We start from the raw sequence: 16,301 nt of genomic DNA, 5'->3' as shown, positions 1-16,301 counted from the left end.
CAAAAAGACGTCCACCGAATCGGTGACTCTTGACCGGTATGTCGGAGATTGCTACATCACAGGTGCTAATCAGATGATGAGGGCTCTCCGGGGGAAACCTTGGGGGGCTCTTTTCTTTTTGGTCTTCGCCTTTCTCCTCTGCTCGTGTTTTTGGTTATGACCGGGGATCAGCTCCCCGAGCCTCTCTCATTCTGCCATTGTTCAAAAAGCTGTCGCAGCGTGGTTTCCGCGCGCTCTTCGAGCCATTGGCCGAATTCCGGGTTGTCCTTGCGGGTGATCTTGATAGCGATCGACTTGCCATCGACTGAAAGTGTGCCGACAGGGCTACCACTATTGTCCTTTACCACGGTCGTTTGGCCACGGGCGCTTTGGTCGGCTGCGCCACGCGCCTTGCTGGAGCAAGCAACATAGACGGCTTGAAACTTGTCCGAGCTTGGAGTGGTGTCAGGCAGAGAGGCAAGTGTCTCACGCGCAATGTCGACAAGCGGAACCTTCTCTGAAAGTGCAGCAAGATCACCCCATTGGCGTCGACCTACGCCATGAGCCGGGCCGATAAGCCGGACAAGTTCGTCAGGCAGCTGCTCGATGACTACACGATGGTTCGACACACCTTGCCGGGTGAGGCCTAGGGCGTCCTGAATGACGCCAGGCTTGTAACCGGCCTCCTGCATCTCTTTGATAAAAAGAGATTTTTCAATGAAGGACGGATCCAGCCGCAGGTTGTTTTCCTGACCTTGCGCGATCAGAGAAGCATCATCATCGAGCGTTCGAACGATCGCTTTGACGGTTCCACCAACTCTTCGAATGGCTGCAAGTCTGCGACGCCCGTAGATGATGCGGTATCGATCCGGTTGGTCAGAGGGGCGAACCATGATCGGCACTTGCTGACCATGCTTGCGAATGCTTTCGGCGAGATCTTCAATGCTACTATCTTCCAGGATCAGGCGATCCCGGAGGCCATCCATATCGATCCGGTCGGGTTCGATATCTCGGATTGAGTTGGCAGTGATTTCCCGGAGAGAGTCCCGCAATCCGCCAACCGAGCCAGGTAGCTTCGAGGATTTGACCGGGGCAGGGGAGGGGGCTGCCGACTCTTTCTCGTCTTTCGGTGGCTGGTTGAAGATATTTCGAGCCATCAGCGACGCCCCCATGCCATTTGGATTGTCTGCTCCAGCTCATCGGCAACGCTGTTCACGCTGGTCAAAGCCCGATCAATGGTCTTCCGAATGAGCTGGCTCGGGTCTACCTCATAGATGGTTTGCTGAGTCATGCCGGCGTCAGAAATGGCTGTCGACTTCAGCATCGGTTCAGTCATGACTTGGCCCGCAAGGATTGAACGTAGGTACCCGGCCATTTGCGTTTGTGGTCCGTCCGACGGCTCGTAGCGTGTGATCAGGAACTTTACGAAGTCCCAAGTGACATGTCGTCCAATCGCCTCTTCGACGGCTTTGACCGTTTCCGAAGCGAGTTTGAGGAACTGGCTCATCGAAGCGATGTCGAGCATGCCGGGGACGACCGTCACAAGTAAGCCCGTGGACGCTGCCAATGCTGTCAATGTCAGGAAGCCCAACTGCGGAGGGCAATCGATCAGCACGATGTCATAGTCTGAGTCGACTTCCTCTAGCGCCAGAGCAAGACGCTCTGCAAAAATCGGCTGAACCCTGCGCGCAAGGGCATTCGCTGTCTCGGTTTCGTACTCGGACAACATCAAGCCAGCCGGGACCATGTCGAGCTTGTGGAAGTATGTTTTCTGGATGACCTCCGAGAGCGGAACCTGATCATCGTATCTCAATGCGTCGTAGATTGTGCCGCCTTCGGCGAATTCGAGCTCAGGCCGGAAGCCGAAAAATGTCGTCAAACTGGCTTGTGGGTCGAGGTCCAGCACAAGCACGCGGTAGCCACGAAGGGCATACCTGTGTGCCAAATGGATCGTCGCTGTTGTCTTCGAGCTGCCGCCTTTGAAATTCACGACCGAAATGACCTGAAGACGGTCGCCGTCTCGGCGGCCAGGTCTGTACGCGTCAGCATTTTTGCCTGTCCGCGCTAAAATGTTGCGGAGGTCGTCAACTTCTTCGGCTGTGTAGAACCTATGACCACGACCGTCAGTGTGAACTTCTGGGAAGCTGCCATCTTTGTGGCGGTTGCGCAGGTTGGACGTACTAACGCGCAGCAACTCGGCGACCTCGGTCGAGCTGAAGCGGCGCAAGGACTTGCGTTCTTCTGGCTCGAACGCAACTTTCATCTGCCGGTCAAGCGACTCAGCAAGACTGTCTGCGAATGCTCCGATGTCGGAAGAGCCTATTCCTTGCGCGTAGCCCGTATTTCGATCATCCATGTTCTGCCGCCTCTCATGGCCTTTGCTAAGGCTCTTTGTCGTTCTGACGGTCGAAGCCACGTCTGACGCGTTTTGCCGTCAGAATGGAAATGCCACGAACATCTAAGTCCGGCAAGAAGAATCTAAATGTAGTGGAAAAGTTATCCACAGCACCAATTTGGCCGCGTGAGGCCTGCGCTGTCTAACGCATTGATTACTAACGATAAAGACCGCATCTGGCGAGGTTGGTATCCTTCGAGATATTTTCTGCTCGCGCCAACTAACCCCAAGGCTTTGTTGGATATTTAGGTGATCTTAGTCCAATTGAGGCGATGATTCTGGAAGATTTTGGCTGAGCGACAAGAGTAGTTTGCCGACCATTGGCGCCTACAAAAGGCCGAGACGCTCTGCCCGCTCCAGCAGCATTCTGACTGAGGAAGGCTGCCAGCTGGTGCGACCGCGAGGGGTGCGCTCACGCATGGATTCCAGTCGGTCGCAGATTGCCTGCAAGGTGATCTCGGGGTCAGCACCTTTGATTGCGGCGACAATCGCAGGCAGGCGATCGTCGGTTTCGCGACGTCCAGCGCGTCCAAGCACTTCAGCAGGCAGGAATCCGTCCGCCACGTATGCCTTCACGGCACGGAGCAGTCGGCTTTGTGTCCAATGGCGATCTGGGGGCAGGGGGCCATTGATGATCCGCAGGACGTCCTCCCAAGCCATATCGGGGCGCAAACGGCGCACATTGGGCACCCAATCCTGCGCAGTTTCGTTCAAGCGCTCCATGTAGCCGTCCTGTCGCGCCTGCCGCACCTTGCGCAGCGCAGCGGGATCCTTGGCGCGCAGCCCAGGATTGCCACCAACGCGCCCTTTGGCGCGCGCAGAGGCAAGCCCGGCTTTGGTACGCTCACGTATTAGCGCGCGCTCGAACTCAGCCGCAGCGCCCAGAACCTGCAACGTGAACTTGCCCTGGGGCGAGGCAGTGTCGATCGGGTCCTGGAGCGAGCGGAAGAACGCCCCCTTGCCCTCCAGTCTTTCGATCACCTCAAGCAAGTGCGACAGAGACCGCGCAAGCCGGTCGATCCGCACGACGACCAGCGTGTCGCCCTTGCCAATCCGCTCCAGCACACGTGCAAGCACCGGCCGCGCCCGATTGCCACCTGAGGCGTGCTCTTCAAAGATCTCTGCGCAACCCGCAGATTGAAGGGCCTCGGACTGGGGCAGGGGGGTTTGATCCTCTGTGGATACGCGCGCATAGCCTATCAGGGGCATGGAAAAGAGCCGTTTGCAATTTAAGATATCGCTAATAAACGACCGTTTGTAAACGAATGCAAGTAAGTGCTCTCTCGTCGTGCTCGTCCAAAAACCCTTGGTTTCCTTGTGCTGAGCCCGATCTGAGAGGTTCCGCCGACAGCCGCGCACGCGTACCATATAAAGAGCGTGGGCAACTGCATCAAAATCACTTGGGTAATGTGCAAAAACACAGTATTTTGCACATATGAGACCACAGGCCTCTACTTTGAATGATGATTTTGACGACCCCCTCATCACAATCGAAGGGGAGGAAGAGGCTCGCGAGGATGATCTCTGGTTCCTGCCTGGGCCACTCGAAGAAGAGCCGGATGATTTGCCTCCCGGGCCGCGGGCAGAACCGCCCGACACTGCTGTCATCGAAGACTGGACAAGGGCAGAGGGGCTTCACGCTGCGCGGCTGGCCCGCGTGGCTGGACGCCTGGGGGCTCTGGATGACCGGCTGCTGCGAGGCCCGGAAGGTTGGCGGCATCGGCTCGCGTTGATCGAGGCGGCGGACCTCAGTTGGTTTGCAGGGGATCGGGTGAGTTTTGATCGTCTGGCGCTCTGGGTATCGATGCGGCTGTCAGGTGCACAGGATGACCCAAATGCGCTGGCACGCGCCCACTGGGCTGTTCGACGCCTGACAGGCGGTCCCGGACCGGAGGCCGATTTGGCCGCCTTCCTGGATCGCCGCGACCCCGAGAATATTGAAGACAGCGCTGAGCGTTTCGGGGATCGCGCAGGCGGATGGCTGGACGTCATGGCCGCTGCGGGCGACTTGCATCCAATCACGCGGGCTTGCATGGGTTTTCATCTCTGGGGCTTGGCGGGCCTCGGTGGGCACGACGACCTGATGGAAGCCGCCGTCACCGCGTCCAGGATCGCGGCCAGCGACGGAAGCGGCGCCATCTTCGCACCGCTCGCCATGGGCGGGGCAGGGGGGCTGCGTGTCTCGGGCTTGCCACCCGAACGCCTGGCCCACTGGCTGGATGGGATGAACAGCGCAATTCTAACGGCGACGCGAACACTTGACGATATCGAAGCGTGGACCGCGCGCGCAGAGACCATCATGGCGCAATTGTCTGGCCGCACGCCGGTCGCCTTGCGAAACACTTTCTCTCAATGGCCCTTGGTCTCCGCCCCAATGGCTGAGTCCATGACCGGAGCCAGCCGCGCCGCCGTTCAGCGCAATCTGGCGTGGATGGAGGCAAAGGGTTTGACCCGCGAAGTGACTGGGCAGGGGCGATATCGGATGTGGCGCATCGATACCGAGGGTATGCGCACAGGTCGCAATGCCTGACCCACAAGACCGCACCAGGCGGCCGACTAGGAGAACCGCGGCTTTCTGGACGCAGTTTTACAGATTTACAGATTGACAATCTTGGTGCTTTTGTCCACTTTCGGCCTTCATGCAAAGGCAGAACGGGTCGATGGCCGAACTGGAATCAACAATATTGGACGCAGCACTGCATGTCTTTTCGCGTTACGGCGTGAAGCGCACCAGCATGAGCGACCTGTGCGAACTAGCGAGCGTGTCGCGTCAGACGCTCTACAATCATTTTCGCAACAAGGACGATATCCTGCGCGGATTGATCAAACGATACACGGACCTTGCCCTTGCAGAGATCCACGCAGACTTGCAGGCGGCGAATTCATTGGGGGCCAGGCTTGACCTGATCTTCGACCGAATGGTGGTCCGTGGGTACGACACGATACAGACAATGCCGAATGCGCAGGATTTCATCGACGGGGTCAATGCCGTCAGCGAAGAGGCTCTGCAGCAGTCGGCCGAACGTTTTCGCGCGGTAATCTTCGACACGCTTGTACCGCATGCGCAGGTTTTTTCGAAAAGGGGTCTGGACGTGGCCGAGCTGTCGGACTTCGTGCAGCGTGCGGCCAAAACCGCCGGCATGACCGCACGGGATCGCGCAGACCTGATTCAGCAACTCGTAACGCTTCGGCAGCTTTGCACCACGGCTGCCTCGCAACCCGAGGCAGACCCTACAGAGAACAAGGAAGGCTAAGCATGGTCAAAGCTTATGAGATTGCCCATCGGGCGATGCGATTCACTTGCCGTTTTGGCGGTATGCTGGGCATTGCGTTGGGAGTGATCGTCACGGCGGCCCACGCGGACGACGCTCCTTTCGTGAAGCTTGCGCCAGTCACCGCGGGCGCGTCCCAATTAGAGCGCGTTTTCTTTGGCAAGGTTGTTGCACGGGCTACCGTTGATCTGGCGTTTCAAGTCAGTGGACAGATCGTCGAATTGTCGCTGGACGAGGGGGCGGCGGTCTCCAAGGGCAGCGCGTTGGCTCGGATGGATCTGGAGCCTTTTGAGCTGGCGCTGGAACAAGCGCAAGCGAACGAAGATCAGGCACGGCGCACTGTGGAACGGTTTGAAAAGCTGGCCGGGTCTTCGGTCGCGGAAACCAACCTTGAGGATGCGCGGACAACTATGACAATCGCCGATGTTGCTCTGCGTGACGCACAGCGGAACCTGGAACATGCCACGCTGGTTGCGCCCTTTGACGGTATTGTCGCCTCGCGTCTGGTGCCGAATTTCTCAACGGTAACCGCTGGCACGCCGATTGTGCGGCTGCACGATCTGTCCGAACTGCGGATCGAGATCGACGTACCCGAAACGCTATTTCAGCGCGCGGGCCAAGATCCCAACGTGGTGTTCACGGCCCAATTTCCGGCAAGCGATCGCAGCTTCCCGCTTGAGGTGCGTGAATACAATGCCGAGACGGCGGAGATCGGGCAGACCTACTCCATCACGCTTGGCATGCCCTTGCCCGAAGATCTGATCGTTCTTCCGGGGTCCTCCGTCGAAGTCACAGCGGTCTTGCAAACCGGCGGTCAAAGTCTTGAGGTGCCAACCTCAGCCGTCGTGATTGGGAATGACAATGAGACCTATGTCATGGTCTTTGGCCCGACCGGAGCCAGCAGGGGCACTGTGACCAGAACCCCAATCACAATAGAGCCGACCAATCGCGGCACTGCTCAAGTCGTTGAGGGTCTGAGCGACGGTCAAGAGATTGTCGTCAGCGGCGCGAGCGCGCTGGCCGATGGCACTGCCGTGCGCCGCTTTATTGGCTTCGGAGACTAACACCATGGATGTTGCGCGCGGATCCATCGACCGCCCGATCTACACTTGGATCATCATGTTGATCTGCCTGCTGGGTGGTATCTGGGGCTTTGCGAACCTCGGCCGACTGGAAGACCCTGCCTTTACTATCAAGACCGCTGTGGTTGTCACCCAGTATCCCGGCGCTTCTGCCGAAGAAGTGTCGCGTGAGGTAACTGAACCGCTGGAATCCGCGATTCAGAAGATGGGCGAGGTCAAGGACATTGAGTCCATGAACCAGCCTGGCCTGTCTTGGATCACTGTGAACATGCAGGATACCTATGACGGCTCCGAGTTACCCGAAATCTGGACCAAGCTGCGCAATCGCGTGGCCGAGGCGGCGTTGCCCAGCGGGGCGACGCCGCCCTTTGTGAACGATAGCTTTGGAGATGTGTACGGGCTCTACTATGCAGTCACAGCGCCGGGCTTCTCCGATGCAGAGGTGAATGATCTATCTTCCTTCCTCAGGCGGGAGTTGCTGCTGGTGGATGGCGTGTCAGATGTTGTGCTCTCAGGCGTGCCTAACGAAGTGATCTACATCGAGCCGCACCTTGCGCTTACTGCGACGCTGGGTATTCCGCCCGCCGCTGTTGCCGGCGCCGTGAACAGCGCCAACGAGATTGTTGACGGTGGCATGTTGTGGGGACCGGATGGGCGAACTCTGCTCCAACGGCCCGAAGGATCCGATAGCGTATCCGAAATCGCAGCCCTTTCTGTCGGCGCGGGTGGACAGGTCCTCAACCTTTTTGATTTTACCGATATCTTTCGTGGGCGCGAAGCCAACCCCAGTCTGATTACCCGTCATAACGGGCAGGAGGCCTTCACACTTGGCGTTGCGGGCCTTGCAACAGAGAATATCGTCGAAGTCGGGAAGCGGGTCGATGCCCAGCTGGACAAGTTGCGCGCGGAGTTGCCGCTCGGCATCTCGATCCAGTCGATCTATCGCCAACATGTTGTGGTCGAAGAGGCCTCGAACGCCTTTCTCGTCAACCTTGCCATGTCGGTTGGTATTGTGGTCGCGGTTCTGGCGGTTTTCATGGGGTGGCGCGCGGCCATCGTTGTGGGATCCACGCTGCTGCTGACCGTGGTGGGGACGCTGTTTTTCATGGCGCTTGGTGCGATTGAGATGGAGCGTATCTCGCTGGGTGCTTTGATCATCGCAATGGGGATGCTCGTCGACAACGCCATCGTGGTGGCGGAGGGCATGCAGATTTCAATGCGGCATGGCAAATCCTCGCGCGACGCCGCCACAGAGGCCGCAAGCAAGACGCAAATCCCGCTGCTGGGTGCGACCGTGATCGGCATCATGGCCTTTGCCGGAATTGGCCTGTCTCCAGATGCCACGGGGGAATTCTTGTTCTCGCTCTTTGCGGTGATCGCGATTTCGTTGCTGTTGTCCTGGGTGTTGGCCCTGACCGCGACCCCTCTTTTGGGGCATTACTTTTTCAAGAAAGGCGAAGAAGGGACGGCAGATGGGTATGATGGCGCGCTCTTCCGGGGCTATGCCGCCGTGCTGCGCGCCTCTTTGAAACTGCGTTGGCTGGTCATTCTTGCGCTGATCGGCGGCACCGTTGTTTGTTACGCGATGTTCGGCCAAATCAAGCAGCAGTTCTTTCCCGACAGCAATACGCCGCTCTATTTCGTGCATTACAAACTGCCGCAGGGCGCATCAATCCACCAGACCTCTGATGATCTCGCGGTTCTCGAAGACTGGTTGCGCGACCGCGACGCGGTTTCTGCCGTGACAGCCTTTGTCGGGCAAGGGGCGGCGCGGTTCATGCTGACCTACCAGGCTGAGGATCCGAACCCCAGCTACGGTCACCTGATCGTGCGCGTGGACTCGCTCGAAGTGATCGAGCAAGAGATGGACGCGTTGGAAGCCTTTGCAAATGCAAGTCTTCCGCAGGGTGAATTCCGGGTAAAACGGTTGGCCTTTGGCCCCGGCGGAGGTGCGCCAATCGAGGTGCGGTTTTCTGGCCGTGACCCTGATGTATTGCGCGCCTTGGCAGATCGGGCGATTGCCCGGATGCAGGCCGCTTCGGACAACATCATCAGCCCGCGGCAGGACTGGCGCGAACGTGAATTGGTGCTGCGCCCTGTTTACGCTGCGGAGCGCGCACAGAACGCGGGCGTGTCCCGGACTGACATCACAGAGACGCTACAATTCGCCACCGAAGGAAATAGCGCCGGGACCTTCCGCGAAGGAGATCGGCAAATCCCTATCGTGATCCGGGCACCGCAAGATGCGGCGATCGCGCTGACCGATCACATGATTTATTCAGAGAGCGGTGGCACCCTGGTGCCTATGGAACAAGTAATCGAAGGCTTCCGCTTCGTGCCGCAAGACACGCTGCTACAACGTCGAAATCGCGAAGAGGTGATCACCGTCGGGGCTGATATTCCGCGCGGCCTGACAGCGGCAGAGGTGCAAGCCGAGGTCCAAAAAACCATTGAAGAGATGGACATCCCCGAGGGCTATACCATGGAGTGGGGCGGAGAGCTTGAAAGCGCGTCCGAGGCCCAAGCCGCCCTTGGCGCGCAATTGCCATTCAGCGTCATTATCATGGTGTTGATTTCGGTGCTTTTGTTCAACGCGCTGCGCCAGCCAATCATCATCTGGCTTCTGGTGCCAATGGCGGTCAACGGCGTGAGCCTGGCTCTACTGGCGTCAGGTTTGCCGTTTACATTTACCGCGCTTCTGGGGCTATTGTCGCTGTCGGGGATGCTGATCAAGAACGGCATCGTGCTGGTTGAGGAGATCGATCTGATCCGAGCAGCCGATCCGGCTCTGTCTCTGGACGAGGCCATTGTCAGTGCCTCCACCTCGCGTCTGCGGCCGGTGTTTCTGGCCGCGGCGACGACAATTCTTGGGATGTTGCCACTGTTGTCGGATGCGTTTTTTCAGTCGATGGCGGCGACGATCATGGGCGGGCTTGCCTTTGCCTCGATCCTTACGCTGATCGCAGCACCCGTGCTGTACTACGTCTTTTTCAAGTGCGGCGCCGAGCGGGCCACTACGGTCATGAGCGCCGCATAACCGAGGCTGACCAAGCGGTCTGGGCTCTGTGTCACGAGAAAGGGACACAGGCTGGATGAGTTGCGAGGCGTGTCCGGAAGATTGGCAATGTTGTATAGTAATTACTTCGGTTCTCGCAGCGCCGGAGCTGGAAATATCCAGCTTCCGAAGGTCCAAACTTGGGGAGCAGCGCACGTAGATACGGACCTCTACATCAAAACGAGGGAAGTTCAGGGTAGCAGGTCACGCGATCTACGCATTGGTAACGATCGTTTCAGCAACAGGCACTAAGGCACCGGATTGCTGCACGACACGCCCAGCTAGCTCGCAACCCTGCTGAATGCTTGTGTGTAGACTGAGCCCCCTTAACAGGTGTCGCGTAGCCCTTAATTGGGTTCTGCCTCAATCTGTGTGGTGCAACTATCCTGAGCTTGGAGCTTTCAGGAGGGATAGTCGTGATTTCAAAAAAGCACTGGTCGCCCGGGAGCGACGTTTGGGTTCAAGGCGTTAAGCGGCGTGATTCCGGCGAGTGGCTTGTATCGGGCGTTTTGGCACCGAGAGGCATCTGCCCAGATTGTGGTTTGCATTCTCGGCGTCGTCACGGGTGGCGGCAAAGGCGACTGCAGGATTTACCCGCACATGGCGACAAGGTAACAGTCGCACTCTGGGTCTGCAGATGGCGATGTCCCGCTTCCACGTGCCCGCGACGGACGTTTTCAGACTACACCTCGTCAATTGCGCGCCCATTTGCACGTCGAACTTCGCGTGCTGATGACATTGTCGGTCACCTGGGGCATGCCACGGGTGGACGGCCTGCCGAGCGGCTCTTGCGCCGTTTAGGCGTCGGTGTCAGCGATGACACGGTTCTGCGGCACCTGTCGCGTAGCCCTTAATTGTGAGATGGGAAATCCAACGAAATCAACGGCTGAGTTTTGCCCTTAAATATGAGATTTTGCCTTTAATTCTGATATTTTTGCCCTTAAACCTGAGACAGGGTTCACAGACATTTGCGGCAAATATCGATGAATGATGATGGCGAAGACTCCGTTGCCGTTGGTGCTGAAGAGGCGCGCAGGGCCGCGGTGCTGCGCCCTCTTGTTCAGGCATATCTCAATGGGACTGGCAGCCTGGAACGTGGCATCAATGACGCCGTTTGGGAGCTTGGTGTCAGCAGGGCGACGGTCTGGCGCTGGATAAAGCGGCTGGTCGAAGGAGGTGGACGCACCAGTGCCCTGGCTCCGCGGAAACGGGGCCGTCCAGTCGGTACGGCCTTGATATCAAGCAAGGTCGAAGCGGTGATCGAAGAACATCTTCGCCGTTATTTCTTGCGCCGGGAACGTACGAGCCTGTCGCGCGTCGTGACAGAAATCCGCAGTGCGTGCTGGCAACAGGGCTTGCAGGCGCCGACACGGCGGACGGTTCAGCGTCGTCTGGATGCGATGGATGCCCGCGAAGTTGCAAAGGCACGAGAGGGGGCAAAGGCTGCCCGCCAGAAATTTGCGCCGGTCACAGGTGAGAACAAGGCCAGTCAGCCTCTGGAGATCGTGCAAATTGACCATACGCCCGCGGACATCATTCTTGTCGACAGTTTTGAGCGCCAACCAATTGGGCGGCCTTGGGTCACGCTGGCGATCGACATCGCAACGCGGTTGGTAACCGGATATTACACTTCTCTCGAGGCACCTTCGCGTCTTTCAGTGGCGCTTTGCCTGACACAGGCGGTGGCCCCCAAGGCGGAACTTCTGACGGAATTGGCGTGCGATATTCCTTGGCCCGCACAAGGCAAACCGCAGAGCATCCATGTTGACAATGGCCGCGATTTCCGGTCGCGGGCCTTTCGTTCGGCATGCGCGGAATGGGGGATCGATCTGGTCTATCGACCACCGGGAAGCCCTCACTTCGGAGGTCACATCGAACGGTTGATCGGCACCATGATGGGGGCCGTTCACCTGTTGCCGGGAACAACGCAATCCTCGATCGCGGCAAAGGGCGACTATGACGCCGAAAGCAAGGCCACGATGACGTTGAGCGAATTCGATCGCTGGTTTGCTCTGGAAATCTGCCGTTACAACAACAGCATTCATTCAAGTCTTGGCTGCACGCCCGTTGCCAAATGGGAGGCGCTCTCAGAGCAAATGACAGGCGACATCCCCTTCGAGATGGAAGCCTTTCAGGTGAGCTTCCTGCCGAGTGAACTGCGCAAGATCAGGCGTGACGGCATCCATCTGTTCCAGATAAGGTACTGGTCCGATGCCCTTGCAGGCCACATTGGGCGCGGGGATGGAAAGGTGGTCGTTCGCTACGATCCTCGCGATATCTCAATGATCTGGGTCGAACTGGACGATGGCCGGTATGTTGAGGCGCGGTACAGAAACCTGGAAATTCCGCCCGTCTCGCTCTGGGAATATCGCGAAGCGATGAGGAAGGCCCGTGCCCTTGGCAAGTCCGGGTCTAATGAGCTGGTGCTGGCTGAGCTGATCCGACAGCAACGCCAGATCGAAGCTGAAAGCCGGGGCCTGACGAAGGCCGAACGCAGAACCCGTGAAAGAAAAGGGACATTGAAGGGCACGAACTCGGCCGTCTCGACAACCGAAGGGCTGCGCCCGATCGATACGGGTGATACATCGCGCCCATTGTTCAAGGTGGAGAGATGGTGAATTGAGGGCAGGGACAACTGAAGAAGACGGCCGGATCGCCCTCATTCAATCGGATATCTGGATCGGCTTTCCTCGGGCGGAACAGGTGTTGGACCGTTTGCAGGGCATGATCGAAGCGCCACGACAAACCCGTATGCCTGGGCTTCTTGTGCATGGCGCCTCCGGGATCGGAAAGACGATGATTGCCCGAAACCTGTCGCGCAAGTACGCACCAGAATACGATCCGGCGTCGGGCATCACCCGCACACCGCTTCTGCTGTTGCAAGCGCCGCCCGCACCTGATGAACGGCGGTTTTACCTGCACATCCTGGCCGCCGTCGGCGCCCCGGCGACGGCTCTTAGCGCCCGCGCTCAAAATGTGGCTTCCCTCGAAGTCCGTGTCATCGCGCTCTTACGCGACCTTGGCCTGCGGATGATCATGATCGACGAGGTCCACAATCTCTTGGCCGGGACCCACCGCGAACAGCGCCGATTTCTCAATGTCCTGCGGTATCTCAGCAATGAACTCGAGGTGTCACTGGTCTGCCTTGGGGTCAGCGAGGCCGTCGATGCTATTCGCGGTGATATCCAGCTTGCCCGACGGCTGGACGAACATCATCTGCCAAACTGGCGCGACGATGCCGAGTTCTCGGACATGATCCAGACCCTTATTGCTGCCATGCCACTGGAAAAGAAGTCCAACCTGAAGGTCAAATCTCTCAAGCAGGTCTTGGCACTGACCGGTGGGGTGACCTCGCGCATCTTCGCTCTGGTCAAGGATCTTTCCATCGACGCCATTATCACAGGCGAGGAATGCATCACCGATGACGCAATCGCAAAATGGACGCCGGTTTGGTCGCGCCATGCGAACCCCCATCGGCGGCTCCAGAAGTCCCGGGTGTGAAGCCGCACCCGCTGCCCAAGACTGTCGCGCCGCTGCCAGACGAGTTGTTGTCAGGTTGGTTGTCTCGGCTGGCGGCGGCCAACTACTGTGATGATGCGGAACTACTGGCTCATCTCAGAATCGATACCGCGCATGGCACCGCCTTGGACTTCAACGTCGACGCGGCTGCGGCGGCGAAGATTGCCAACGCCGCACGGGTTAACCCAGATGTTGTTCGATCTTTGACCTTTCCGGCAATGACGCCACGAGAAGCCTCACTGACGGCTCAGATGCCATTCCAGCATTGCCTGCGATGCTCCAGAGAGGGTCTTTTGCTCAGGCATTGGAGGCGGGCCTGGGCATTTGACTGCCAAGTTTGCGGGACGAGACTTGTGCAGACCCTTGGCAAACTCCGTGAGGAACAAATATCTGGAAAACTGATATACCGAGCACGCCGCGGGGCAGAGATGCTTGAGTGCGCCGCGCGCTCGCGCGGCCCCAAGCAACTTCGGCGCGCAATGCGCGCAGTCACCTTTGCCATGTCACTCAAAACCTTCCGCGGGGATCCGTCGTTCGCTGTCCAGAACCCCAGATCGGAAGTTAGGCTGTTCTGCCTCGCCGCAATCGCCGCCGCTCGATCTCATCCCTTGGCTAAGGCAGCCATCGTCAGCAAAAGCATCGACGACTATGCAAGGGTTGCTCTCTTGCGCGCCTTCGAGAAGGAGCCTCGATTGCTTGCCGCGGTTGATCACATCGCGCAAAGGTGCGCGAGAAACAGGGGCCCCATGACAGCCGTATCTCACAATTAAGGGCAAAAATTGTCGCCAAACGCGTCGCGTCTCAGATTAAAGGGCAACGCGACAGTTCCATTGCCACATCCTCGAGCACCAGGCGGCCGGGATGATGGGCGTGATCCGCGTCGCATGAGCAGAGGAGCATGCAGATTGAAGTCGATTGAGATTGGATTTCGGCCAAACCGGCGCAAGGTACTCACCGCGGCACTCAGTATCGGCGTCGCTTCGATGTTGCCGAGGTTCGCACTCGCGGCGAGCGATGGTGATCCAGCGGCACTTGCCTTTGATGGTGATACCATCCTGCTGGCGAGAGGAGGGCTGTTCGTCAGTGATAATGGCGGCCGGACTTGGACCGCGGCAGAGACACCCGGAAAAGTGCTCTCGCTGGCGACCCATCGCGACCGGCCCGGACTTGTGGTTGCGGGGCTGGCCGAGGGCGGTGTCAGCATTTCCGAGGACGGGGGCGCTTCGTGGCGCGTCAGTGAAGCTGGGCTGCCTGACGGAGAGATCAATGCCGTTGCCATCGCCTCGCGGAACCCGGACATGATCTATGCCTCGCTTCGCGGCGACGGGTTGTGGAAGAGCGAAGCGGCCGGTGCAACCTGGTCGCTCGCCATGGACCGCCCCTGGCTCGACGACGCAGAGCGCGATCCTCTTGCTCTGGCTTCGATCGAGCTTGAGACCGGCATGGGCGGCATTTGGATCTATGCGGGCACCGAGGTTGGCCTAACACGGGTGCCCGATTGCTTTTGTCGCTGGCAGGACGTGCAGCCAGGCAACGCGATGGACGCATTGGTTGCGGGTGAAGCCCCACCGTCCGAAGCGCCATTGCCAGGCGGTGAACCGATCCTGTCGCTGGCCAGTTCCCCCTCGGCGCCGGAAGTGATGTATGCCGCGCTGCGTTCGGGCCTCTGGGCATCGCAGGACGGCGGAGTCATCTGGCAAAAGCGGGCCAGCATAGCTGCGACCGCCGTTGCGGTTCATCCCAGAGACGAGACCTACATCGCTGCACTGTTGGGCGGCATCTTGAAAATCAGCCGTGACGGCGGCGCAACCTGGATCGAAACAGGAGAACAATGATGGAGAAAATGATGCAGAGAAGAAACGCGCTTGGTCTGATTGGCAGCGGCATTGTCGGAATGGTGGGTCTGACCACATCGGCTTGGGCGCAAGCCACAGGCGATGTGGCGCCCGGTCTGGCGGGCAGCGAAAGGCAGATCACCATCTGGCGCGATCCGGGCTGCGGCTGTTGTGATGCCTATGGGGATTACCTCGAAGAACACGGCTTTACCGTTACGCGTGTGGATGACCGCGACTTCGACAAACGCTCGGTCGAAGTCGGTGTGCCCGCCCAGGGCATCGGCTGCCACTTGGCCGAGATCGACGGCTACTATGTCAGCGGTCTCGTCCCGGTCGACATCATTGATCGGCTGCTGGAAACCCGTCCAGCGATAACGGGTATCACCTTGCCGGGAATGCCCGCGAACGCGCCGGGCATGGCTGCGGTCAAGTCAGGCACGCTCAGGACCTACGCCTTTGGCCCAGAGGGAATTTCAATTTATGCCGATGAATAAAGGGCCGAAAGATCGATCGGCGAAGTGTACGGTCAGGCGGTCAGTGCACCTCGCTGCCCTAGGGTCCGCGCTCGCGACCACCGGCGTTGTGGTGCTGGCCCAATCGGAACCGGTGGACCCGCGTGTCGAGGGACTGACGTTTTTGGGAGAGCCCGTGCTTGCATCCGAGGTCACGGCAGGGCAACAGCTTTATGCGGACAACTGCGCCAGTTGCCATGGTGCCAACCTCGAGGGTCAGCCCGATTGGCGTCGTCGTCTTGACACGGGAAGAATGCCGGCCCCGCCGCATGATGACACAGGCCACACCTGGCACCATTCAGACCGCATGCTTTTTCAGATCACTAAAGGCGGGGTCGGGGCCGTCGTGCCGGGATACGAGAGCGACATGCCGGCCTTCGGAGAGGATCTGACAGACGCAGAGGTCGCGGCGATCCTCGTATACATCAAGAGCACCTGGCCTGAGCGACAACGTGAGTTCCAAGCCGAAGTTTCGGCCAATGACACGGGCGGGTGAAGATCGACAGGGTGTCAGGATAGTATCTTTCGACCAAAACCGATCCACCGGGGGACCCATTCGGAGTATCTGTCATATGCCGCGCCCAGACTGCTGCGCAGCAGGGCTTCTACGGACCTGACCTGGTTGTCCGTCGACCTGACCGCAAGGCAAGCG

13 protein-coding genes and 2 pseudogenes are annotated in these 16,301 nt (G+C 58.9%); 12 read left to right on the top strand and 3 right to left on the bottom strand.

Translation table 11 applies throughout. The features are described 5' to 3' along the window. Positions 1-167 precede the first annotated feature (167 nt). The 3 genes from repB to B9A11_RS17305 form a co-directional block, all read right to left on the bottom strand. Positions 168-1,136 carry a plasmid partitioning protein RepB gene (repB, locus tag B9A11_RS17315; protein WP_233678008.1) on the bottom strand — a complete coding sequence of 323 codons (969 nt, stop codon included), beginning with the start codon at positions 1,134-1,136 and terminating at the stop codon, positions 168-170. Then, positions 1,136-2,335 (bottom strand): plasmid partitioning protein RepA, encoded by a 1,200-nt coding sequence (gene repA / locus B9A11_RS17310; RefSeq protein ID WP_028288490.1) that lies wholly within the window; start codon positions 2,333-2,335, stop codon positions 1,136-1,138. Before repA ends, repB begins: the two co-directional genes overlap by 1 nt. A gap of 366 nt (positions 2,336-2,701) precedes the next feature. Continuing rightward, positions 2,702-3,583: a recombinase family protein gene (locus B9A11_RS17305; protein ID WP_058249036.1), complete on the bottom strand. Its 882-nt coding sequence runs from the start codon at positions 3,581-3,583 to the stop codon at positions 2,702-2,704. A gap of 226 nt (positions 3,584-3,809) precedes the next feature. On the opposite strand from B9A11_RS17305, the pseudogene B9A11_RS17300 reads away from it, so the two are divergent. The 12 genes and pseudogenes from B9A11_RS17300 to B9A11_RS17250 form a co-directional block, all read left to right on the top strand. Next, positions 3,810-4,871, top strand: a pseudogene (locus tag B9A11_RS17300) (hypothetical protein); the annotation flags it as partial. A gap of 163 nt (positions 4,872-5,034) precedes the next feature. Next, entirely contained in the window at positions 5,035-5,628 is a 594-nt protein-coding gene (locus tag B9A11_RS17295; RefSeq protein WP_058249034.1) for a TetR/AcrR family transcriptional regulator, read from the top strand. A 2-nt stretch (positions 5,629-5,630) separates the two neighbouring features. After that, a complete protein-coding gene (locus B9A11_RS17290; protein ID WP_095591008.1) occupies positions 5,631-6,710 on the top strand; it encodes an efflux RND transporter periplasmic adaptor subunit in 1,080 nt (359 codons plus the stop codon). Positions 6,711-6,714: 4 nt separating this feature from the next. Further along, positions 6,715-9,765, top strand: coding sequence for an efflux RND transporter permease subunit (locus B9A11_RS17285; RefSeq protein WP_058249033.1), 3,051 nt, complete (start codon positions 6,715-6,717; stop codon positions 9,763-9,765). Between the two features lie 434 nt (positions 9,766-10,199). Next, positions 10,200-10,637: a transposase family protein gene (locus tag B9A11_RS17280; protein ID WP_159452515.1), complete on the top strand. Its 438-nt coding sequence runs from the start codon at positions 10,200-10,202 to the stop codon at positions 10,635-10,637. Positions 10,638-10,766: 129 nt separating this feature from the next. After that, positions 10,767-12,401, top strand: coding sequence for a Mu transposase C-terminal domain-containing protein (locus B9A11_RS17275; protein ID WP_083499939.1), 1,635 nt, complete (start codon positions 10,767-10,769; stop codon positions 12,399-12,401). A 1-nt stretch (position 12,402) separates the two neighbouring features. Beyond that, on the top strand, positions 12,403-13,284 hold the full coding sequence (locus B9A11_RS17270) for a TniB family NTP-binding protein (protein WP_038147410.1): 882 nt from the start codon (positions 12,403-12,405) through the stop codon (positions 13,282-13,284). After that, the gene (locus tag B9A11_RS17265) at positions 13,281-14,072 is read left to right on the top strand and encodes a TniQ family protein (protein ID WP_040610016.1); all 792 of its coding nucleotides are present in this window, start codon (positions 13,281-13,283) and stop codon (positions 14,070-14,072) included. Before B9A11_RS17270 ends, B9A11_RS17265 begins: the two co-directional genes overlap by 4 nt. Positions 14,073-14,127: 55 nt before the next feature. Further along, positions 14,128-14,190: pseudogene (locus tag B9A11_RS22625) on the top strand (multicopper oxidase domain-containing protein); the annotation flags it as partial. Positions 14,191-14,207: 17 nt separating this feature from the next. Beyond that, complete coding sequence (locus tag B9A11_RS17260) at positions 14,208-15,137, top strand: WD40/YVTN/BNR-like repeat-containing protein (RefSeq protein WP_234988886.1); 930 nt, start codon at positions 14,208-14,210, stop codon at positions 15,135-15,137. After that, complete coding sequence (locus tag B9A11_RS17255; RefSeq protein ID WP_058249032.1) at positions 15,137-15,631, top strand: DUF411 domain-containing protein; 495 nt, start codon at positions 15,137-15,139, stop codon at positions 15,629-15,631. The genes B9A11_RS17260 and B9A11_RS17255 overlap by 1 nt, the downstream gene beginning before the upstream one ends. After that, on the top strand, positions 15,624-16,145 hold the full coding sequence (locus B9A11_RS17250) for a c-type cytochrome (RefSeq protein WP_143595921.1): 522 nt from the start codon (positions 15,624-15,626) through the stop codon (positions 16,143-16,145). Before B9A11_RS17255 ends, B9A11_RS17250 begins: the two co-directional genes overlap by 8 nt. The last annotated feature ends 156 nt before the right edge of the window (positions 16,146-16,301 follow it).

The organism is Tropicibacter naphthalenivorans (assembly GCF_900176475.1).
Lineage (GTDB): Bacteria > Pseudomonadota > Alphaproteobacteria > Rhodobacterales > Rhodobacteraceae > Tropicibacter > Tropicibacter naphthalenivorans.
The sequence above is the reverse complement of the archived record's forward strand: the minus strand, read 5'-3'. Positions and strand labels throughout refer to the sequence as shown.